The organism is Micromonospora trifolii (assembly GCF_022229005.1).
Classification (GTDB): domain Bacteria; phylum Actinomycetota; class Actinomycetes; order Mycobacteriales; family Micromonosporaceae; genus Micromonospora; species Micromonospora trifolii.
The window spans coordinates 53513-75870 of record NZ_JAKKFD010000022.1 but is presented as its reverse complement, the minus strand read 5'-3'; the positions used below and the strand labels follow the sequence as shown (position 1 = coordinate 75870).

Here is a 22358-nt window from a genome sequence, read left to right as displayed (position 1 = left end):
GACGGGTGGGCGGGTGCGCGCGCCCGCCCACCCACTCACCCAGTCCCATTGCCGCAAAAAGTTGATCGGAGCAGTGTGATGGTCCATGGCAACATCGCAACGAGCGTTCCCGCCCGCCCCGCCGCCGATCCACTGGCCAGCTCGGCCTGGTGGGCCGGGCTACCGATGCGGGAGCGGCTACCCCCGCCGGATTCCGGCACCGACGAATCATTGTCCCTAGGGGCGCGCCGGCTGGCCGGCTGGCAGAGCGGTACGGCAGTGACCGGTGGCCTGCGTCCCGATCTGTCGCGGTGGCACGAGGCCGGCGTGGGCGAACAGGAACTGCGGCTGCTGCTCGGCGAGTCTCCCGAAGACCTGCGGAAGCGGATACCACAGCCTCCGGAGTGGTTGAACGCGGTGGCAGTCGCATGGGCGGGGTACGGGGCCGAGCCGTCGCCGATCGATGACGAACTGCTCGCGGGGCTCGGGCCGGCGGGCGGCCTGCTGGCCCTGGTCCATCCGCTCGCCGTGTGGCACCAGCGCAAGCTCCGGGACGAGGTGAACCGGCTCGCCCGGGACTTCGGCCAACAGGACGGCATCTCACCGTCGCACCCGTTGCTCCGGCCGGCGTACGAGCTGCTGCTGGCGATGGTGGCACCGGTCCTCGCGCTCCATCTGCGCCGGGCCGCCGGCACCCTGTCCGGTGACACCCCGGCGGAACGCTTCAGCGCCTTCGCGGCGCGGCTGCGGGAGCCGGGCTTCGCGCTCGGCATCCTCGCGGAGCACCCCACCCTGGCCCGCGAGCTGGTCGACGAGCTGGCCACCTGGCTTGCGGTACGACGTGAACTGGCCGGCCGGCTGCTCGCCGACCTGCCGGCGCTGCGCGCGTCGTTCGGCGTGACAGCGGATTCGCTGCACGACGTGGCGGAGCTCCGTACCGGCGCGGGCGACACGCATCGTGGCGGGCGCAGCGTGGCAATCCTGACGTTCTCTGACGGCGCGAGTGTGGTGTACAAGCCCCGTGGCCTCGCCGTCGAGACGCACTTCTACGAGCTGGTCGACTGGCTCAACGATAAGGGCCTGGCACATCCGCTCCGGCGGCTGTCCATCCTCGAGCGACTCGGCTACGGCTGGGTCGAGTTCGTCACCGCACGCGGCTGCACCGACGAGGCGCAGCTACGTCGCTTCTACTGGCGACACGGCGTCTACCTCAGTCTTCTGTACGCCCTGCGCGCCTCCGACATGCATCTCGAAAACGTGATCGCGGCGGGTGAGCACCCCGCCGTCGTCGACCTGGAGGCCACATTCCAGCAGCCGGTGCCGGCCGTACGCACCCGCCGCGTGGCGGTGCCCCCGGAGGCCATGGACCTGCTGGAAGACTGGGTGTTGTCGGTCGGTCTGCTCCCTCAGCGGTTGATCCGCCAAGACGGCGACGAGGTGCTGACCACCGAGATATCCGGCCTGGCTGGTGGCGACGGGCAACTGACGCCGATGAAGGTACCGCAGTGGCTGGACACCGGCACGGACCGGATGCGGCGGACCCGGGCGAGGGCAGAGCTGCCCGCGGCGCTGAACCTGGCGAAGCTCAACGGCGCTGCCGTGGACCCCGTGGATTACCAGGACGAGCTGCTCGCCGGCTTCCAGGCGTGCTATCGCCTGTTGCTGGCCCACCGCGACGAGTTGGGCGCCGACGCCGGGCCGGTCGCTGCGTTCGCGACCGACGAGACCCGCGTCGTGGTGCTACCGACCGCGGTGTACGGCCGGATCCTCCAGGAGTCCTGGCACCCGGCGGTGCTCGGTGACGCGCTCGACCGGGAGTGCCTCTTCGAGATCATCCGTACCCGCCACCCGGAGCTTGTCGCAAGCGCCCCGATCGCGGCAAGCGAGGCGCGCCAACTGACCCGACGCGACATTCCGTTCTTCTGGACCCGGCCCGATTCTCGGGACCTGCACGACGAGCACGGCGTCATGGTGCCCGACTGTTTCCCGCGCTCCGGTCTCGACCTGGTCCGCGAGCGGATCGCCACGTTGTCCGAAGCCGACCTGGGGCGGCAGAGCTGGGCGGTGTCCGCGTCGCTCGCCGCGCTGCGCCTCGGTGACGGGCAACGGGAAGCACGGCCACGGGTACGACCGCTGCCGACCGAGGAGATCGACCCGGCGCTCGCGGTGCGCGCCGCAACCCGCCTCGGTGACCGGCTGCTGGAGACCGCCATCGACAACCCCGGCCGGCGTCCGCTGTGGCTCACCCTGGCGATGATCACCGATCGTCACTGGGGCGTCATGCCAACCGGCTACGAGAACTTCAGCGGGCTCGCCGGGATCGCCGTCTTCCTGGGCCAGCTCGGCGCGCAGTCCGGCCTGTCGAGGTTCCGGCCTACCGCAGAGGCCGTCGCCGAGATGCTGACCAATCATGTGGACACGCTGCTCGACTGGCCTGAGCGGGACCGGGATCTACTGGGCCTCGGCGGCTTCAGCGAGTTGGGTGGCTACATCCACACGCTGACCCACCTGGGCGCCCTCTGGGACGCGCCGGAGCTGCTGGCACACGCACAACGGCTGGTACCCGAGGTCAGCCGACGCGTGACCACCGACACGCGTCTCGACGTGCTGGTCGGCACGGCGGGTGCGGCGCTCGCTCTGCGCGCCCTGCACGACGTGCAACCCGACGACCGGACGCTCACGGCTCTGCGCGCGGCGGGTGAGCGACTGCTGGCCACCGCCGTGGCGGACGGGCCCGGACTGGCCTGGCGCACCGCGCTCGGTGCCCGGTCACCACTGCTCGGCTTCTCACACGGCGTCTCCGGGATCGCCTACGCGCTTGCCGAAATTGGGCGGGTGACCGGGGAGGCACGGTTCCTCGACGCGGCAGCGCGGGCGGTGCGGTACGAGCACGCGCAGTACGACGCCGCCGCCGGGAACTGGCCCGACCACCGCGACTCCACCCCGGAGGGCACGTTCATGAACGCCTGGTGCCACGGCGCGGCTGGAATCGCGCTGGCCCGAGCCGGGATGCTCGGCGGCATCGACCTCGCAGTGGGGCGCGCCGACCTGGCGGCGGCGGTCGCGGCGGTACGGCGGGACCTGATCGACGGCGACACGCTCACCGGCATCGGCAGCGACTGCCTCTGCCATGGCGACCTCGGCCTGGCCGAGACATTGCTCACCGCCGGGCGGGTCACCGGTGACCGCACGCTTGTCCAATTGGCCGGCCGGGCGGCGCGATCGACCGCCGAGGTCGTTCTCGCCGGCAACGAGCGCTGCGGCGTGCCGCACGGTCTTCACGTACCCGGGCTGCTCATGGGTGCCGCCGGCATCGGCTACGGCCTGCTGCGGGCAGGACAGCCGGATCACACACCGAACCTGCTGCTGCTCCAGGCCACTCCGATCGTCGACAACATTGTTGAGGAGACAACGTGACCCGCGTTCCGGTGATTCTCCAGATGAGCTCGACCGAGTGCGGCCCGAGCTGCCTGGCGATGGTGCTCGGCGGGCTGGGCCAGTCGACGCCGGTGCGGGAGTTGCGTCGGCACTTCGGCATCGGCAGGGACGGCACGAATGCGCAGCGCATCATCGAGGTCGCGCGGGTCTACGGCCTCGCCGCCCGTGGGCTGCGGGTCAGTCCGGACAACCTCGCCGAGGTGCGCCTGCCGGCGATCGCGCACTGGCGCCAGGACCACTTCACGGTGCTGGAAAAGGTCCGACCCGGCCGGATCCGGATGGTGGACCCGGCGAGCGGCCGCCGTTGGCTGAGCCACGAAGAGTTCTATGAGGACTTTTCTGGCACGGTGCTGGAGTTCACCTCCGGCGACTCGACGCCGCGCCGCCGTACGCCACTGCGCGACCGCCTCACACTGCGCTTCCTGCGTGACCTGATCCGCCTCGCACCGCTGTTCATGGTGCTGGCTGTCGCGCTCTCCGCGGTGGTCCAGGTGCTCGGCCTGGCCTCGGCGATGGCCACCAAGTACGGGGTGGACGTCCTCATCGGTCAGGGCGCCGACACACTCATGCTGTTCACCCTGGGCATCGCCGCGTACGTGGTCGTACATGGGCTCGCGTCGCTCTCCCGGGGGCTGGCACTGCTGGTCCTGCAACGGCGGCTGGACGGAGCACTGGGCGAGCGGTTCATGACCCACCTGCTGAGCCTTCCGTACGCGTACTTCCAGATGCGCGGCGCCGGCGACCTGATGGCCCGTCTGGGCAGCAACATGGCTGTCCGGGAGATGCTCACCTCGCAACTCGTCTCGCTGGTTCTCGACACGTTCTTCGTGGCGGGGTACACCGTGCTCCTGGTCGCGGTGAGCCCGGGCCACGCGGCGGTGGTGGCTGTGCTTGCGGCCGCGCAGCTCGCCATCGTGGTCGCCACCGTGCGGCGGATGCACGAGCGGGCGCAGCGCGAGCTGGCCGCCAGCGCGAAGGCACAGAGCAGTGCCATCGATGCGTTGGCCGGTGCGGAGTTCCTGAAGAGCTCCGGGCTGTCCAACTGGGCGCTACGGCGATGGGTGGAGCGGTTCACCGAATCGGTGCAGGCCGGGTACGAACGTCGGCGGCTGGACGTGGTCAACCAGACGGCCATGGGCATGTTCCAGGTGGCCGCGCCGTTGACCCTGCTGGTCTTCGGCATCGTGCAGGTGACCAACGGGCGGATGACCCTGGGCACGATGCTGGGCCTGAACGTCATCGCGGGGCTGCTTCTCGCCCCCGTCGCCCAGATAATGGGCGCGCTGCGTTACCTGCAGACGATCGGCTCGCATCTGGAGCGCATCTACGACGTGTTGAACGAGGAGCCCGAGCCGGCCCGCCCGACGGCCGCACGACCGGCGGAGCTGCGCGGCGAGCTCGAACTCGTGGGCGTGGGCTTCCGGTACGACCTCGGCAGCCCGGCCGTGCTGAACGACATCAACCTGCGCGTGCCCGCGGGCGCCAAGGTGGCTATCGTCGGTGCCACCGGCTCCGGCAAGACCACCCTGGTACGGCTGCTCACCGGGCTGCTAAGACCCACCGACGGCGAGGTGTTGGTGGACGGGCTGCCGCTGGACGAGTACGAACTCGAGCCGCTGCGCCAACGCTTCGGCGTGGTCACGCAGTTCCCGTACGTCTTCGGCGGCTCCATCCGCGACAACCTGACCCTGGGCCGGGCCGGCGTCAGCGACGACGAGCTGCGCGAGGCGCTGCGCAAGGTGCAGTTCCTGGCGGACCTGGAGCGGATGCCGATGGGGCTGAGCACCAACGTCGGTGAGGCCGGCGGCGCCATGTCGGGCGGACAGCGTCAACGGCTGGCCATCGCCCGGGCGCTGCTGTCGCGGACCAACGTGCTGGTACTGGACGAGGCGACCAGCCACCTGGACACGCTGACCGAAGCGGCGATCTCAGCGGAGCTGTCCGCGCTGGGTTGTACCAGGATCGTCATCGCGCACCGAGTGAGCACGATCAGCGACGCCGACGAGATCGTGGTGCTCCGCCTGGGTGACATCGTCGAGCGCGGCAACCACGACGAACTGATGGCGCTCGAGGGGCGATACGCCGAACTGGTGCGGCGCCAGACGCCACGGCTGACCGCCCGCACCACAGCCGGTTGAACGAACTCACCCGAGTGCCCTGATGATTGCCGTCAACTCGGTCAGCCCGGCCCTGATGCCGTACTGGACGCAGACTCCGGTCACGCTGATGACCACCTCGTCCACGCCGACGTCGTGGTAGTCGGCGATCAGGGCGCAGAGATCCTCAGGTGTTCCGCTGAGGAACGCGCCGCAGGCAAGGGCCGCCTTCGCGACGACCTCGGGACTGTCTCCCGTCGCGAAGGCGGCGCCAGCCCGGCGCAACATGTCCAGATAGTGCGGAGCCTGTAGGTGCGCGCGGCTGCCGGCCAGAAGCAACTCCGCCGGTTCCCGGTCGGCGGCGGCCAGCGCCATCGGAACAATGGCGGTGACGCGCGGCATTGGGCGGCCCGCCAGGACCGCTCCTTCGTGAAGCGCGGGCATGATGACCTGCCGCAGGTACGCCGCAGGAGTCAGCCAGGTGATTGCCACGTCGGCCACCTCCCCCGCCAGCCGCGCCATGCCGGGTCGTAATACCCCAAGCCCGACCTCCACAGCCGGTGATGAGACGCCGGCCATCTGCACGAGCCCGCTACCCAGCGCCAGTCGGACGGCTGTGACGTAGTCACGAGCGGCGGTCAACGGGCTGGCATACGCCGCGCCGAGCATGGCTTGCTGGAACGAGCCGGATCCAGGCCCGAACCCCGCCACCACCGACTGGCCTGTCACCAGCGCGAGCGATCGTGCCGCCATCGCCGCCTCGTACGGGTGGCGCAGCGCCATGAGCGAGACGCCGATCCCGGCCGGCACCGGGAAGCCAGCGCCGGCCGCGTACGCGAAGCCCTGGTGCGGTTCTATGGTCAGGCTCTGTCCCTGCCAGAGCCGCTGCGCTGCCGTCCGCTGCACGAGCGCCGCGAACGGCACCAACTGCTTCGGCCGTTGTGGCATGAATGGCAGTAGCAGCGAATAGGTGCCCATTGTCGCTCCCTCTCTCGAATGTCGTCATTGCGGTCGACGTCGGGTAATGACGACGGTCCTGGCAGCGACAGATCAGGAGCAGAACCAGTCCGGGAGCAGGGTCCAGCCCATGCAGCAGCCGAAGCTGAAGAGGCCCAGGGTGGCGGCTGCCCCGGCACCGAAGGCGTCCTCGTCGGACGGCTCGATCAGGCCCGCCGGGTTGTCAGGTAGGTCGGCGCGTTCGGCGTCGCTGAGCCCGGATCGGTAGACCGGGTCTGTCCAGGCACGTACCGCCACACGATTCATCGCTCGTCTCCATCCCTTGGCCGAGACAGGTCGCTCGGTCTCCAGCCATGGTCGGACGAGGTGGTAGAGCCACGGTTTATCGGCGGTTGACCAGCTTCTGCGCCTGATTCTGCGAAGGCCGGCGACCCGACTGAGCGGTCACCATCCGACGCGACCGCCGAGGGAGGAGCGGCCGCGCCGGCTGCCCCGAGCGGTGAGTGGCCAGGCTGAGCCCTTTCACTCACCGCTCTGCTGGGCCTACGAAGGTCGCGGGACGCGGGGCCGGAACGTACGGTGTCTCAGGTCCCTGTCCGAGGTGCCGTGGTCAGTACGGGTATCCGGGGACGTTGAGCCGCACGCTGTAGAGCCCGGAGTCGCCCCACCGACCCGACGTGACAAAGAGGGTCTGCCGGTCGGGGCCGCCGAACGCCACATTTGTCGTGCCGGAGCCGCCGGACCGGATCGTGCCGAGCTGGTTGCCCGTGGGGGAGTAGACGTGGACCAGGGAGTCCCCGCCCGAGGTCCAGTACACGTTGCCGGCGCAGTCGATCGTGCCGCCGTCCGGGCCGCCGATGTAGTTCACGAAGACGCTGCGGGCGCCGATGCTGCCGTCGGGCTGGACCGCGTACTTGTAGATCTTGTTCTCGGAGTAGGCGCCCACGTACAGCGCGGACCCGTCCGGCGAGAGCGAGATGCCGTTGGGCTGGCGCAACCGGTCGTCGACGAGCGACACCTGCCCGTTGGAGACGCGGAAGACGCTGGTACGCCCGCTCATCTGGTCCGGGCGGTTGCCGCGCTGGAAGTTGGGGTCGGTGAAGTAGACGACGCCGTCGGATCGGACCGCGACGTCGTTCGGCGAATTGAACGCCCTGCCCTGGTAGTTCGCCGCTACGGGGCTGCGGGCCCGGTCGCTCAGCCGGTACGCGGACACGCTGCGCTGGTCGTGGGTGGCCGCGACGAGCTGCTGGCCGTCGGCGCTGAGTGCCAGGCCGTTGCTGCCGCCGTTGGCGATGAACGTGTCGAAGGTCGCCGGCGGCGTGAACCGGCGGATCGTCGACGGCTGGACGTTGTACGGCCCGGTGCCGGCGGTCATGTCGGACAGCAGCAGGTAACCGCCGTCGGCGACCCAGACCGGCCCTTCGAGGAAGGTGAACCCGCCCTGGATTCGCGGGGCCGTCACAGTGCTGGCCGGCAGCGGTGAGCCGTAACTGGCCCCTGTCGGGCAGACCCCGGGCGGTGCGCCGGGCGGACCGGCCAGCGCGGCATGAGCGCTGACATGCGCAGCGTAGGCGGCAGCACCGGCGGGCAACGGGGTGGCGCTGACCGCCAGGCACAGGCCGGCCAGTGCGGCAATGGTGGGACGCCAGGTCATCGAATACTCCTATCGGCGTCGAGGGTTGCGATGGCCGGCGTGCGAGGTCGGTGGCTGGCACGGCGTGAGGGCGGGCCGTCGATGTGGACATTCCGGAGCCTAGGTTATGAACCAGTGACCCGCAGCAATCTTTCGCCGTCGAATCCGAAACGGTGCGAGGCCCGAACGAAAAGACGCTGGTCAATGCCAAAGAGCGTCGGGAAATCCTTCCGGTACGACCACAGTGGACATATCAACGGTGGGCCCGGGTCGCCGGGGCGGACGCGGGGAATAGGCTCGGGTCATGACTGGCCTGCTCAGTGGTGCCCCAACCGCCGTCAATCCCCTCCGTCAGCTCACGATCGACCAGCTCCGGCAGCGGACGAGCCTCAAGTGGCGGGAGTACCCCGACGACGTGCTGCCGCTCTGGGTGGCCGAAATGGACGTGCCGCTTGCCGAGCCGGTCGCACGGGCGATCACCGACGCCGTCGCGCGCGGCGACACCGGCTACACCGCCGGCACGGCGTACCCGCGGGCAGTGGCCGAGTTCGCCGCGCGGCGGTGGGGTTGGGACGGGCTGGCCGTCGAGCGCACCGCGCTGGTTCCCGACGTCATGCACGGCGTCGTCGAGGCGCTGCGACTGGTCACCGGACCGGGGGACGCGGTGATCGTCAACTGCCCGGTCTACCCGCCGTTCTACGAGTCCGTGGCGCACGCCGACCGCAGGATCGTGGAGGCGCCGCTCGGCGAGGACCTGCGGATCGACCTCGGCACGCTGGAGGATGCGTTCCGGCGGGTGCGCGCCGGCGGTCGGCCGGCGGCGTACCTGCTCTGCAACCCGCACAACCCGACCGGCGTCGTGCACAGCGCCGCCGAGCTGACAGCCGTCGCCGGTCTGGCCCAGCGGCACGGGGTGCGGGTGGTCGCCGACGAGATCCACGCTCCGGTGGTGGCTGCGGAAGCGCGCTTCGTGCCGTACCTCTCGGTGCCCGGCGCGGAGAACGGCCTGTCGCTGATGTCCGCCTCCAAGGGGTGGAACCTGGCCGGCCTGCGCGGTGGGCTCCTCGTCGCCGGCCCGGCGGCGGCCGAGGACCTCGCCCGCGTCCCGTTCGGGGTCAGCGTCAGCACCAGCCACCTCGGCGTGATCGCCCACACCGCTGCCTTCCGCGACGGCGGCGAGTGGCTCGACGCGGTGTTGACCGGCCTGGACGACAATCGTCGGCTCCTTGCCGCGCTGCTCGCCGAGCACCTGCCGGCCATCCGCTACCAACCTGGTCAGGCCACCTATCTGGCCTGGCTGGACTGCCGCGCCCTGGGCCTCGGCGACGACCCGGCCACAGTGTTCCTCGACCGTGGCCGGGTAGCGGCCAACTCCGGCCTGGCGTTCGGCACCGGCGGCGTCGGGCACGTCCGATTGAACCTGGCCACCGCGCCGGAGATCATCACCGAGGCGGTACGCCGGATGACCAGCGCCGTCGGCTGAGACCGGCACGGGTGTCGGTCGGTGGCTCTACGGTGTGCCCGTGAACGCCGTCCAGACGTACCGATATCTCCAGCCGTCCACTCTGCGTGCCGCCGGTCTCGACCTCCAGACCAGCGGCGGCCCGGCGGCCAATCCGCGCTTCTTCTCCGGGTTTCTCACCACCCCGGCGGCCGCGGCGGCCGGGCTGCTGGCCGTGGCCGAGGTGGCCCGCACCCGTTACCACCAGCCGGTCAGCCCGGCGAGCCTCGATCCGGTGGTGACCGGCAGCCGGGAGCGGCTGCGCTTCGAGTCCTTCTCCGGCTGTTGCGGGGTGTACGCCCGGATGGACGTGGTCCCGGCCGGCTTCGACGGTGAGATCGCCGGGCACGGCACCACAAACGTCGACGTCAACCCACCGCTGCGCGAAGCCCTGGCCCGGGTGGGTGGGATCGAGCCACTGCACCTGGCCGTCGGCCCGGACGACCTCACCGTCTCCACCATGGAGGGCGCTGTGGTGGAGCGGAAGGTCCCGCTGCCGGGGCGTTGGATGCGCGGTTTCGCCGAGGTGCACGTGCTCACCGCCGGGTTCGAGCCCCGCGCCGAGGTGCCCGCCGCCGAGGCCACGGCGTTCCTGCGCCGGCTACCCGGGAGCAGCGACCGCTCGGTGCTGTGGGCGGTGCCGGCCGGTCGTACCCTCCGACTCACCTCGCGCCCGACGCCGGGGGCGGTCTGCCTGGCCGGCGCGGGCCGGCTCGCGGCGCTGCGCGGGCTGCTCCGGCACGCCCGCACCCTGCGGGTGTACGGGCCGGCGGTGCGCGCCGGCTCCCCGGCAGTGCCGAGCACCTGGGAACTGGACACCGGGTCGCTGCGGCTGTCGCTGACCCTCTCACCCGAGCCGTACCGGGGCTTCTCCGGCGAGGGCGCCGCGTTGCTCGCCCTCGCCGGTGACGAGGTGATCGACGACGCGGAACTGGTCGGCGCCCTGCTCTCCTGGGACCCGACCATCGACGTCGCCGCGCTGGCCGACGCGACCGGCCTGTCCGACGACCGGGTCCGCGCGGCCCTGGCCCAGCTCGGCACCGCCGGACGGGTCGGCTACGACGTCGCCGACGCCGGATACTTCCACCGGGTCATGCCGCACGACGCCGGCCGGGCGGAACGGGACAACCCCCGGCTGGTCGGCGCGCGCACGCTGGTCGAGCAGGGCGCGGTCCGCCGCGACGGCGATCACGCCACGGTATGCAGCGACGACGACGAGTACCGCGTTCGCCGGCTCCCCGACGGGAACCTCACCTGCACCTGTCGGTGGTGGGCGAAGTACCGGGGGCAGCGCGGCCCGTGCAAGCATGCCCTCGCGGTGTCCATGCTCGCGGAGGTGACTGTGTGACGGACTTCTTCAGGGCACTGGGCCGTGGTGACGTGACGAGCGTCGGGGCGATGCTGCACACCCTGGACGACCCGGCTCGACGGGCGCTCGGTGACGAACTGACCGCGCACGTCCGTCGGCGGGACGACATGTGGTGGGGCGCCACGGCGACCGCGCTGGCGGTGGCCGCCGTGGGCACGCTGAGCACCGCGACCAAGGCAGCGGCCCTGCTCGGTCGGCGGTCGGTCATGTTGGCGGATGCCGACCCCGAGCCGGTGGTCGCCGCAGCGCGACAGCGGGGCGTTCCCTGGCTGGCCGACCTGGCGTACCGGCTGGCCGAGCGGCTGCCGCGTAGTCGAGCGTGGGACGGCTGGCACTTCATCGCCGAGCTGCTGCTGGCCGAGAAGGTGCCGCCGCCGACCGGGGACGCGTTCGTCGTCGGCTGGGCGCAGTCGATGTGGTGGCAACGGTCGCCCGACGAGCAGCGCCAGACGCCGCTGGTCGACCGGCTACGCGCCGACCCGTTCCTGGACGTGCTGTTGCCGCGCCTGTTCGAGGTCGACGGGGCCGGCGTCGACCTGGGGTTCAGCGGCGGCGGGCGGGCGGTGCCCGCGACGTTGGCAGCGCTGGCGACGGAGGGGCGGCTCGACCGGGCCATGCTGGTGGACGGGGTGCTGGGCCGGCTGCTGCGCGGCGACCGGCCGGGCGCGCTGCGTCCGTTCCTCGCGCTGCACGAAGCGCTTCGACCCGGCCCGGACGAGGTGGCCGCGCGGGCGAGCGGGTACCTGCGGTTGCTGGCCGACGGGCCCGGACCGGTGGCCGGCGTCGCGCAGCGGGCGCTACGCGACGCCGGCGGGCAGGTGGAGTTCGAGTCGTTGCTGGACACCTCACGGGTCGTGCTGGGTCGGCCGGAGAAGGCGCTGGTGCGGGCTCAACTGTCGTGGCTGGACCGACTGGCCCGGCAGCACCCCGAGCGGGCAGCCGACTTCGCCGAGGTCCTCGCCTCGGGCGCCGAGCACCCGGCCGCCGACCTGCGCGACCGCGCGACGGCGTTGGCACAGCGGTACGGCCACCGACCGGTCGCCACGCTCACAGTGAAGGTGACCGGCGACGAGCTGCCCCCGCCGGTGTCGCCCGCGCTCGCCGCACCGCCGATCACCGACGTCGACGAGCTGGTCGAGGAGGTCTTCGGGCTGCTCACCCCGCGCTGGCCCGCGGCGACCCTGGAGCGGGTCCTCGACGGGCTGGTCCGGTTGACCACCACCGAACGGGACCGAGTGGGAGCCGCCCTCCTGCCGGTGCTGCGGCGGGGCCAGGTGGGTTCCTGGGACCACATGTGGTCCCAGTTCAACGTGACGGTCCAACTCAACGGCGTCCTGCTGGCCGCCGCCGCCCCGCCCGAGGCGGCCAGCCGCCGCGACCAGTGGTCCAGCATCCTCAGCCAGTTACTGTCCCGGCCGTTGCGCCCGTTCCGCGGCCGGTCGGCCGTCGACCCGCCCCACCAGTCCGCCCTCACGCTGATCTACAGCGCCCGGCTCGCGGAGATCGGGCAGCGCCTGGACGGGCGGGACGACCCCGGGCTGCTGGCCGCCCCGACCTGCGCCACCGGAGCCCTCGACCCCACAGCGCTCTACGAACGGTTGGCCGCCCTCGGTGACCGCCCGGTGTGGCGATGGGATCTCACCCAGGCCCTGCTGCGACTGCCCGTCGGCGTGGACGAGGCGCTGGCGAGCCGGGCCGCCGCGCTCGGCACCTCCGCCGGCGACGACCTGGCCGGCTGGCTGCGCGGCGACGCCCTACCGGCAACCGTCCACCAGGTGGTCACGATCGACCGGCGCGAGCGCAGGCACACCTACGACTACGGCTACGACCAACTGCCCGTGCGGCGCACCCTCGTCACCACCAGCCCGCCCGAAGGCGTGGCGGACCCGCTCGGGCTACTCACCGTCCGCGCGCAACCCATCGGACGAGGGCCGGGCGACTCGAGCAACCTGTGGCCGGCGCTGCTGCCAGGGCACCGGGGGTTGGTCGCCGCCCACCTGCTGCCCAAGTTCGCCAGCGCGGCGCAGCAGGACCTCCAGGATGGCGCAACGATCCTACCGCTACTCGCCGAATGCGCCGGCGCGGGCGGCCCGGCGCTCGACCTGGCGCTGGCCTACGGTCTGTGCGCCCGGCACGAGGTGGACCGGGTGGCCGCCCTGGACGCCCTGCTGATGCTGGCGGCCGCGGGTGACCTCGATCCTCCGGGCGTTGGCGCTCAGTTGGGCGCGCTGGCGGCTGACGGCCAGGTGACGCTGAGCAGGGTGGTCACACCGCTGCGCGACGCGATCGCCGCCGGGGCCCGACTGAGCGTATGGCGGTTGCTCGCCGCCGCGCTGCCACCGATGCTGGCGGCACCGACCCCGCCTCGCGGCACGCCCGACCTGCTGGCCCTGGGAGCCGAGACAGCCAGGGCCACCGGAGTGCCCATCGAGGTGTTGGGGCTGGCGGACGTGGTGGCCCGTGGCGGCACGAATCGGTTGGCGACCGAAGCTCGCCGACTCGCTACCGCACTGGCCGCCTGACCCGCTGATCCGTTCGCTGACGCGGCCGGGCGGGACCCCCCGGCCCGGCCGCGCAGTAGGGCTTCCCAGCGTTCTTCGACGCGGACGCAACCTGAATGCCGTCCGGTCCCGTCGACCTTGCGGAGGAGGGAGCCTCGATGGTGGATGCCGAGGGTGAGTTCGTGGAGTACGTCTCCGCGCGACTGCCGAGCCTGCATCGGACCGCGTTCCTGATGTGCGGTGACGCCCATCTGGCCGACGACGTGGTGCAGCAGACGGTCACGGCGCTCTACGTGAACTGGCGCCGGGTCAGCCGGGCCGACAACGTCGACGCGTACGTACATCGGATGCTGGTGCACAAGCTCGTCGACGAGAAGCGGTTGAGCTGGGCGAAGGTTCGGCTGCTGGGGTCGGTGCCAGAGCCGGAGCGTTCGCCGGTGACGCCGCACGACGACCTGGCCGAGCGGGACAGCCTGCTCGCCGCGCTCGCCCGCCTCCCGCGCGGCCAGCGCACAGTGCTGGTCCTGCGGTTCCTGTGCGACCTGTCGCTGACCGACACGGCCGCCGCGATGGGCTGCTCCGAAGGCAACGTGAAGTCGCAGACCGCTCGGGCGTTGGCGGCCGTCCGCCAGGTGCTCGACGTCACCGAGATGTCAGTGAGGAGTCCGAGATGACCACGGAAGACGATCAGCGGATCGCCGAGCTGCTGCGGTCGGTGCCGGTACCGGAGTCGCGGGTCGACCTGCGCCGGGCGGTCCGCGACGGCCGGCGACGCCGTCAGCGTCGGCGCGTCGGCGGGATCGCCGCGCTGACGGTGCTGGCCGGGGTCGGTGTCGTTAGTGCCGTCCAGGTAGGCGGGACCGCCAGCCCGCCGGCTCCGACCGTGCCAGCGCTCGCGGTGTCACCGGCCGAAACCGGCTCGGCCGCCCCGCGCCCACCGGTCACCTGCCAGGCGTCGTGGCTGCCGCAGCCGATCGAGGGTCCGGTAGCGGTTGCCAACCGGGTCGACCCCACCGGACGGCACATCGTCGGCGACATCGGCACCGGGCAGGAGGACGGGCGGGTCGTGCTGTGGACCGACGGCACGCCGGTGGTCCTGCCGGCTGCCGCGCGGCAGCCGGCAGCGGTCAACACCCGTGGCTATGTGGTCGGCACCGACGGCGACGGCACCGGCTGGTTGTACCGGAACGGGAAGCTACACGTCCTGGCCACCCCGCCCGGCTACGACGCGGTGCTCGTGCACGCCGTCAATGGCCGGGGCGACATTGTCGGCACCGCCCGCCGGTCCGACGACTCACACCAGGCTGTGCTGTGGTCGACGGACCACCCCGAGAAGTACCGGCTGATCGGCCAGCGGGGGTCGTCCGCCACCGGCATCACCGAGGACGGCACGATCGTCGGCACCATGGGCGAACGGCCCTACCGGTGGTCACCGCAGGGCGTCGCGGCGGCACTGGCGGTGCCCGACGGCTACCCGCGGGCGTCGGTCGAATCGGCACAGGGCGAATGGGCGATCGGTATGGTCCCGGGCGCCCGCACCGGCAGCGCCGTGCAGATGCTGCCGGTGCGGTGGAACCTCACCACCGGGGCGGTGAGCCTGTTGCCCTTCCCGGGGGCGAACGGCATCGCCGGCAATGGTGATGTGCTGGTCGCCGACGGTGCGCCGCTGGTGGTGGCCCCGGACGGCACCTCCCGCCGGTTGCCGGGCCGACCCGAGGTCCGGGCGACCGAGGCGGGCATCTACACGGCCGAGGGGATCAGCGACGACGGTCTGACTGTCGTCGGGGCCGTCTACGAGAAGCAGGCATACCGGCCGCTGGTGTGGCGGTGCACGCGCTGAGGAACGTCACGTGGCTGTGGACGGTCGCGGCGCCCAGGTGCCCGCGGCGCTGGCGACCAGAAGTATCACCGCTGGCAGGAACGCGACACCGATGCCCAGCCCGAGCAGCAGACCCCATCCGGTGAGGACGAGCGCGGCCACCAGATCGGCGACCGTGGTCAGCCGACCGACCCGTTGCGCGAGAACGGGCAGCAGCGCCGCGACGACGGGAACGCCGAGCAGATAGCTGGCCGCTGTGCCCGAGTCGTCCACCGTGAAGGGAGCCAGCACGGCGGCCACCAGCGCGGTGATCGCCAGGGCCGACCATCTGAGCACCGACCGGGTGTTGGCCGGCTTACGGACCAGGACCACGAGACCGACGAGCAGGACACCCACGATTGCGCCGACGGTCGCCAGACCAATCATCTCGTCCTCCTCGACCACCACCTGTGGCGTTCAATCGAAGACGGCGGATCGTCGTCCCCGTGTCTCACGATACGGCTGGTCGGCCAGCTGCACGAGATCCGGCGGCGAACTCCTCGGGCGTGGCTGACCTGGGTCCGGGTGCCTTGAGGACGGCGAGCCGTCCGGCTCTTCGGGACGGCGCACGTGCGTCGGGGGCTACCGATCGGTGGCGCGGCGGATGGCCGCGGCCATCCGCGACGAGTCGTGGCCGGGCTCGACTCCCTCGACGAGAATCACCTCGCCGGTGAGGTGCCTCGTCCGCAGGGGCTTGATCTCCTGATAGGCGCTGGACTGGTACCAGGAGCGGGCCTGGGCCAGATCGGGAAACTCGATGACGACCACGTCGCCGGGCCAGTCGCCCTCCAGGACGTCGATGGCGCCGCCGTGGACGAGGAACCGGCCCGCGAAGGGCGCGAGGGTGGCGTCGATTCGCTCCAGGTACGTCAGCACCTCGGCGTGCACGGGTGCCTTGCGGAGATGTGCGAGTGCGTACGCGGTCATGATTGCCCGTCCTTTGCGTCTGGTCTTCTGCCCGGGGTCGCGTCGGCGGCGGGGGCGTGGGCCACCGCGCCGTGCCGCCGGATCGGTCGTGCCGGAAGAACTATTTCCGCTGTCCTGGTGGGCTGTCGATTACCTCCCAGGTAATGGCCCGGGTTCCGGCGCGGAATTAGGGTCGGTGAGTGATGATCTCGACCCGGCCGGGGCGACCAGTGGGAGAGCTGCTGCGTGACTGGCGCCGAACTCGCGGAATGAGCCAGCTCGACCTGTCGATCGAGGCGGGAGTGTCGACCCGGCATCTGAGCTTCGTCGAGACCGGGCGGTCCCGGCCGAGCCCCGACCTCATCCTGCGGCTGGCCGAACACCTGGAGATGCCGCTGGCCGAGCGCAACACGATGCTGCTGGCCGGTGGCTATGCGCCCGCCTACCCGCGCCACGAGCTGAGCGACCCCGAGCTGGCACCGGTACGTGCCGCCGTACGGCAGATCCTCGACGGTCACCACCCGTACCCCGCGCTGCTCGTGGACCAGCACTGGCACCTCGTCGACGCCAACCCTGCCGTCGCCCTGTTCACCATGGACGCACCGTCGCACCTGCTGACCCCACCGATCAACGTGCTACGCCTCAGCCTGCACCCCGACGGTCTGGCACCGCGCATCGTCAACCTGGCCGAGTGGCGTGCCCACCTGCTGAAACGGCTGCACCAGCAGGCGACGTCAACCAACGACCCGATCCTGTACGACCTGCACGAGGAGCTTCGCGGCTATCCCGGTGGCGACGTCGCCACGACACCGGTCGGCGATGCCCTCTCCCGTGTTCTCGTCCCGCTGCGGTACCGGCGCGGCGACCAGGAGTTGTCCTTCGTCAGCACCACGACCCTCTTCGGTACGCCGCGGGATGTCACAGTCGCCGGGCTGGCCGTCGAGGCGTTCTTTCCTGCTGACCCGGCGACCACGCAAGCCCTCCGAGCCCGCGCCGATCGTGACCCGGCTGCCCGTCACAGTGCGGGAGCGGGCGGCGGCTGACGGAGCGCGTCGTCGATGATGTCGGGCATCCGCCGGGCCACTCCGGCGAGGAGATCCGCGACCTGCACGCGCGGATCGTCGCGGGAGTCGACCATCACCAGCCCCGCCAGGGGCGACACCCCGTTCGGCAACGCCTTGGCCCGGTCGACGCCGGCCGACGGTGGATGGCCGTCGTCGGCCAACACCCGTTGCAGGCGGGTCAGCCGGTCGGCGGTCAGGGCGCTCTGCTCGTCGTGGGTCACCAGCACCTGCCGCTGGCCGCCGCTCCAGGACAGGACCGTCTCCGCCAGCGCCGGCAGCAGCGGTTCCAGCGGGGGAGGGACCGTGCGGTCGTCGACGTCGAGCCGTGCCACCACGGCGCGTACGTGGCTCGGGCCGAGCCCGTCGAGGACGGCGGCGGCCACCGTGCCGAGGCCGTGTCGCCGCAGCGCGTCCCGGGCCTGGAAGAACCGCTGCACGGTCTGCTCGACCGGAAGTCGCCGCTTCATCCGAACCAGGTCGACGAAGGCCGACAGGAAGGCGGCCCAGTCGCCGCCGGCCGAGCGCCCGGCCTCGTAGAGGGCGAGAGCCGCCGGATGGTGCTCGCGGGCCAGGCGGGTGCCCGCCGCGTACGACGGCTCGGTCAGCAGGAAGTCCACGATTCGGGTGACGAGGAAGAACTCCTTGTCGATGAGGTGGACGTGCGCGCGGCCGGCCAGCGCCGCCAGGAACCACGCCAGTGCCTGCTGCGCACCCGAGCCGCGCAGGAACCGGCCGGACTTGAGCTCGTGTGGTGCGAACCGGAAGCCGGACCGCAGGGCGGTGATGAGCGCTACCGCCTCGTCGACGGCCAGGTCGACGCTCGCGTGCGTGATCACCGGGGCGCTCGAGTGCAGCAGGTTCGTACCCGAGAATCCCGACTCGTCGCAGGCGATCTCCACGACGGCCCCGACCACCACAGCGCCGCCGGGCGGTAGCCCACCTTGCAGAGGCGACCTCACCTCCGAGCTCCCGCCATGCCGCCCATGGTCACCCGTGCGCCGGCAGAGAACAACCCGATTGCGGACGGGGGCCGCTGCTCAGTGGTCGCGACAGCCGACCTGGTCGCCGATCTCGGGCGGAATGCCGAACGGGGTGCACTCGAGTGCGCTGCCTTCGGCCAGCTTCTGCCACCTGCCGTCCGAGTGCGTGAACAGCAGCACACCGTCGCCCTGCATGCCGGGGTCGACGGCGAGCACGCCGGCCGTGGCCCACCGCCTCGCGCAGCTGATCTGATCCGGGTCGATCCGGTGGGTGTTGGGCAATCCCGATGCGGCCTGCAGGGTCGCCGCGCTCACCGGACAGGCGGCCGGGGTGGTGCCGGACGACGTGCTGCGGGTCGGTGAGGGGCTGACGGCGGTGGGTGGCATCGCGGGCGAGGCGGGTGCGGCGCTGGCCGGCGGCGTGGTGCTCGGCTGGGCGGCGGGAGTGGGGGACGGGGTGGTGCAGGCCGCCAGGCCGGCCAGCGCGGCGACGGGCAGGAGAGCGCGGAGCGCGGTCAGGTTCATCGTTCCTCCGGTGGAACATCGATCGGGATTTCCCAGTACACGTCCTTGGACCCACCGGGGTTGCGCTGCCGCTTCTGCGCGCATGTCGGAGCTGGTGCGTGGCTGACTCGGCCTTCCGCCCCCGTACATCTGATGTATGTCCATCCGGCTGGGTGATCGTCGGGCTGATTCTGGCGGATCGCCGTGTGGTGCCGGGTCGGTGCGCCGCTGCTCACCCACCCATGCGTCTTGCTGACCGGCCGGTGGGCCGCAGTGCCCACCCATCGATCGACCGTTGCCTATTCTGTGGCCCCGGAGTAACCTTCCCGAAACACATCAGATGTCTGGCGCACCAAGGCCCGACGTCGGCCTGCTCAGGCAGGGTCCCGGTTGGCCCCACCAAGCGGATCCCCATGTCGAGTCCCATAGTTGTCACGCTTCGGGGTGGCCGGACTGGCCACCGTTTGGAGGATCGATGTCAGACCTGACCCGACGGCAGGCCCTCAAGGTCGGCGCGGCCGGCGCGGGTGGTGCTCTCCTGCCGGTGCCGTGGACCGCCGTGGCACGAGCGGACTCGGCGGCGCCGCCGCAGGTGTTGGCCGCCGGGGACCTCGCCCTCTGGTACGACGAAGGGGCCGGGACCGACTGGCTGCGGGCGCTGCCAATCGGCAACGGCCGCCTCGGCGCCATGGTCTTCGGCAACGTGGACACCGAGCGACTTCAGCTCAATGAGGACACCGTCTGGGCCGGTGGCCCGCACGATCCCAGCAACCCCAGGGGCGCGGGTGCGCTCGCGGAGATCCGCCGGCTGGTCAACGCGAACCAGTGGACCCAGGCCCAGGATCTGATCAACCAGACCATGATGGGTAACCCCGGCGGCCAGTTGGCCTACCAGACCGTCGGGAACCTCCGGCTCGCCTTCGGATCCGCCAGCGGAGCCTCGCAGCACAACCGGACGCTCGACCTCACCACCGCCACGGTCACGACGACGTACGTGCTGAACGGCGTCCGTCACCAGCGGGAGGTGTTCGCCAGCGCACCCGACCAGGTAATCGCGATCCGCCTGACCGCCGACCGGACCGGCTCGATCAGTTTCACCGCCACCTTCGACAGCCCGCAGCGCACAACGGTGTCCAGCCCGGACGGCACCACCATCGGCCTCGACGGCGTCTCCGGAAACATGGAGGGCGTCACCGGCGCGGTCCGTTTCCTGGCCCTGGCCAACGCGACAGTCAGCGGCGGAAGCGTGTCCAGCTCCGGCGGCACCCTACGGGTGACGAACGCCAACAGCGTGACCCTGCTGATCTCCATCGGCTCCAGCTACGTCAACTACCGCAACGTCGGCGGCGACTACCAGGGCATCGCCCGGCAGCGTCTCACCGCCGCGCGGGCGAGCAGCTACGACCAGCTGCGCAGCCGGCACGTGGCCGACTACCAGGCGTTGTTCGGCCGGGTCACTCTCGATCTGGGCCGCACGTCCGCGGCCGACCAGACGACGGACGTCCGGATCGCCCAACACAACAGCGTCAACGACCCGCAGTTCTCGGCGTTGCTGTTCCAGTACGGGCGCTACCTGCTGATCTCGTCCTCGCGGCCCGGCACCCAGCCGGCCAACCTCCAGGGCATCTGGAACGACTCGCTGGCCCCCTCCTGGGACTCGAAGTACACGATCAACGCCAACCTGCCGATGAACTACTGGCCGGCCAACACCACCAACCTGGCCGAGTGCCACGGCCCGGTCTTCGACATGGTCAGGGATCTTGCCGTGGCCGGAGCGCGGACCGCCCAGGTGCAGTACGGGGCCGGTGGCTGGGTCACCCACCACAACACCGACGCCTGGCGGGCCACCGCCGTGGTGGACGGCGCGTTCTGGGGCATGTGGCAGACCGGTGGCGCCTGGTTGTCCACGTTGATCTGGGATCACTACCTGTTCAACGGCGACATCGAGTTCCTGCGGACGAACTACCCGGCCATGAAGGGCGCCGCGCAGTTCTTCCTCAACACCCTGGTGACCGAGCCGACCCTCGGTTACCTGGTGACCAACCCGTCGAACTCACCGGAGCTCAGCCACCACTCGAACGCCAGCGTGTGCGCCGGCCCCACGATGGACAACCAGATCCTGCGGGACCTGTTCGACGCGTGCGCCCGGGCCAGCGAGATCCTCGACGTGGACAGCACCTTCCGGGCGCAGGTTCGCGCCACCCGGGACCGGCTCCCACCCATGAAGATCGGTTCACGCGGCAACATCATGGAGTGGCTCTACGACTGGGTGGAGACCGAGCCCAACCACCGGCACATCTCGCACCTGTACGGGCTGGCCCCCAGCAACCAGATCACCAAGCGCGGCACCCCGCAGCTGTTCGAGGCCGCCCGGCGGACCCTGGCGCTGCGCGGTGACGACGGCACGGGCTGGTCACTGGCCTGGAAAATCAACTTCTGGGCGCGGATGGAGGAGGGCAAGCGGGCCCACGACCTGATCCGCTACCTCGCCACCACCGCGCGACTCGCGCCCAACATGTTCGACCTGCACCCGCCGTTCCAGATCGACGGCAACTTCGGCGCCACCGCCGGCATCGCCGAGATGTTGTTGCAGAGCCACACCGGCGAGCTGCACGTCCTGCCCGCGCTGCCGCCGGCCTGGCCCAGCGGGCGGGTGACCGGCCTGCGCGGTCGGGGTGGGCACACGGTCGGCATCACCTGGGCGAGCGGTCTGGCCACCGAGATCCTCATCCGACCGGACCGGGCCGGCACCGTCCGCCTGCGCTCCCGGATCCTGACCGGCACCGTCACTGTCGTCGACACCGCCGACGGTACGGCGGCCCGGACCACCCGGATCGAGTCCGACCTGATCGACGTCACAGTGCAGGCCGGACGCACCTACCGGGTCACCAGTTCCGGCGCCGCCACACCGACGCTGGAGCAGAGCTTCAGCAACGTCGGCATCACCAGCGACAGCAACACCAACGTCGGCAACTTCGACGGCGGCGGGGCCTCGCTCTCCGCGCAGGCCCTGGCGCAGGCCGGTGCGAGCCCGGGCGGCACGGTGAGCCGCAACGGGGTCAACTTCCGCTGGCCCAACGTCAGCTCCGGGGCCGCCGACAACGCCATCGCCTCGGGCCAGACGATCGGTGTGACCGGCACCGGCAGCACGCTCGGCTTCCTGCTGACCGGCACCTACGGCGCGGTGTCGGGGACCGGCACTGTGGTGTACGCCGACGGCACCCGCCAGACGTTCACGTTGAGCACGCCCGACTGGTACGGCGGGCCGCACTCCGGGGGCACCGCGGCCATCGTGTCCGCGTACCAGAACCGGCCCAACAACGGCCGCCAGGCCACCGCCGCCTGCGTCTACTACGTGGGTGTCGCGTTGCAGAGCAAGGCGGTGGCCTCGGTCGTGTTGCCCAACATCAGCGCCCGGCCCGCGACGAACGTGCCGACCATGCACGTCTTCGCCATCGCGATCGGGGGCTGACGGCAGCTGATCCTGCTCGGGGGAGCGTGACCGGGCCCGTCCCACCTGGGGACGGGCCCGGTCGCGGCTGTCGGTGCAATCCATCGAGCCGCACGGT

The 22358-nt window shown here is 71.3% G+C and carries 16 protein-coding genes; 9 read left to right on the top strand and 7 right to left on the bottom strand.

What is annotated here, in order from left to right; genetic code table 11:
- Positions 1-78 precede the first annotated feature (78 nt).
- Both NIE79_RS15240 and NIE79_RS15235 read left to right on the top strand, forming a co-directional pair.
- Complete coding sequence (locus NIE79_RS15240) at positions 79-3396, top strand: type 2 lanthipeptide synthetase LanM family protein (RefSeq protein ID WP_238679202.1); 3318 nt, start codon at positions 79-81, stop codon at positions 3394-3396.
- Positions 3393-5555: a peptidase domain-containing ABC transporter gene (locus tag NIE79_RS15235; protein WP_238679201.1), complete on the top strand. Its 2163-nt coding sequence runs from the start codon at positions 3393-3395 to the stop codon at positions 5553-5555. Before NIE79_RS15240 ends, NIE79_RS15235 begins: the two co-directional genes overlap by 4 nt.
- Before the next feature lie 6 nt (positions 5556-5561).
- On the opposite strand, the gene NIE79_RS15230 is transcribed toward NIE79_RS15235, so the two are convergent.
- The 3 genes from NIE79_RS15230 to NIE79_RS15220 form a co-directional block, all read right to left on the bottom strand.
- Positions 5562-6491, bottom strand: a complete 930-nt coding sequence (locus tag NIE79_RS15230) for an LLM class flavin-dependent oxidoreductase (RefSeq protein ID WP_238679200.1) — start codon at positions 6489-6491, stop codon at positions 5562-5564.
- Positions 6492-6563: 72 nt separating this feature from the next.
- On the bottom strand, positions 6564-6776 hold the full coding sequence (locus tag NIE79_RS15225; RefSeq protein ID WP_238679199.1) for a mersacidin/lichenicidin family type 2 lantibiotic: 213 nt from the start codon (positions 6774-6776) through the stop codon (positions 6564-6566).
- Between the two features lie 304 nt (positions 6777-7080).
- Entirely contained in the window at positions 7081-8127 is a 1047-nt protein-coding gene (locus tag NIE79_RS15220; protein WP_238679198.1) for an SMP-30/gluconolactonase/LRE family protein, read from the bottom strand.
- A gap of 283 nt (positions 8128-8410) precedes the next feature.
- Between NIE79_RS15220 and NIE79_RS15215 the strand changes: the two genes are divergently transcribed.
- The 5 genes from NIE79_RS15215 (at position 8411) to NIE79_RS15195 (ending at position 15317) form a co-directional block, all read left to right on the top strand.
- Positions 8411-9589 carry a MalY/PatB family protein gene (locus NIE79_RS15215; RefSeq protein WP_238679197.1) on the top strand — a complete coding sequence of 393 codons (1179 nt, stop codon included), beginning with the start codon at positions 8411-8413 and terminating at the stop codon, positions 9587-9589.
- 40 nt (positions 9590-9629) lie between these two features.
- Positions 9630-10955, top strand: a complete 1326-nt coding sequence (locus tag NIE79_RS15210; protein ID WP_238679196.1) for an SWIM zinc finger family protein — start codon at positions 9630-9632, stop codon at positions 10953-10955.
- Positions 10952-13498, top strand: coding sequence for a DUF6493 family protein (locus NIE79_RS15205; protein ID WP_238679195.1), 2547 nt, complete (start codon positions 10952-10954; stop codon positions 13496-13498). Before NIE79_RS15210 ends, NIE79_RS15205 begins: the two co-directional genes overlap by 4 nt.
- Positions 13499-13635: 137 nt before the next feature.
- The gene (locus NIE79_RS15200; RefSeq protein WP_124854094.1) at positions 13636-14151 is read left to right on the top strand and encodes a SigE family RNA polymerase sigma factor; all 516 of its coding nucleotides are present in this window, start codon (positions 13636-13638) and stop codon (positions 14149-14151) included.
- Positions 14148-15317 (top strand): hypothetical protein, encoded by a 1170-nt coding sequence (locus NIE79_RS15195; protein ID WP_238679194.1) that lies wholly within the window; start codon positions 14148-14150, stop codon positions 15315-15317. The genes NIE79_RS15200 and NIE79_RS15195 overlap by 4 nt, the downstream gene beginning before the upstream one ends.
- A gap of 6 nt (positions 15318-15323) precedes the next feature.
- Here NIE79_RS15195 and NIE79_RS15190 read toward each other — a convergent pair whose 3' ends face one another.
- Both NIE79_RS15190 and NIE79_RS15185 read right to left on the bottom strand, forming a co-directional pair.
- Positions 15324-15722 (bottom strand): hypothetical protein, encoded by a 399-nt coding sequence (locus NIE79_RS15190; RefSeq protein ID WP_238679193.1) that lies wholly within the window; start codon positions 15720-15722, stop codon positions 15324-15326.
- 195 nt (positions 15723-15917) lie between these two features.
- Entirely contained in the window at positions 15918-16262 is a 345-nt protein-coding gene (locus NIE79_RS15185) for a DUF1330 domain-containing protein (RefSeq protein WP_238679192.1), read from the bottom strand.
- Between the two features lie 182 nt (positions 16263-16444).
- Here NIE79_RS15185 and NIE79_RS15180 point away from each other — a divergent pair, with 182 nt between their 5' ends.
- Positions 16445-17284, top strand: coding sequence for a helix-turn-helix domain-containing protein (locus tag NIE79_RS15180; RefSeq protein WP_238679280.1), 840 nt, complete (start codon positions 16445-16447; stop codon positions 17282-17284).
- Here NIE79_RS15180 and NIE79_RS15175 read toward each other — a convergent pair.
- Both NIE79_RS15175 and NIE79_RS15170 read right to left on the bottom strand, forming a co-directional pair.
- A complete protein-coding gene (locus NIE79_RS15175) occupies positions 17257-18264 on the bottom strand; it encodes a hypothetical protein (RefSeq protein WP_238679191.1) in 1008 nt (335 codons plus the stop codon). The genes NIE79_RS15180 and NIE79_RS15175 overlap by 28 nt on opposite strands.
- A gap of 78 nt (positions 18265-18342) precedes the next feature.
- Positions 18343-18810: a hypothetical protein gene (locus NIE79_RS15170; RefSeq protein ID WP_238679190.1), complete on the bottom strand. Its 468-nt coding sequence runs from the start codon at positions 18808-18810 to the stop codon at positions 18343-18345.
- Between the two features lie 454 nt (positions 18811-19264).
- Between NIE79_RS15170 and NIE79_RS15165 the strand changes: the two genes are divergently transcribed.
- Positions 19265-22261: a glycoside hydrolase family 95 protein gene (locus NIE79_RS15165; RefSeq protein WP_238679189.1), complete on the top strand. Its 2997-nt coding sequence runs from the start codon at positions 19265-19267 to the stop codon at positions 22259-22261.
- Positions 22262-22358: the final 97 nt, after the last annotated feature.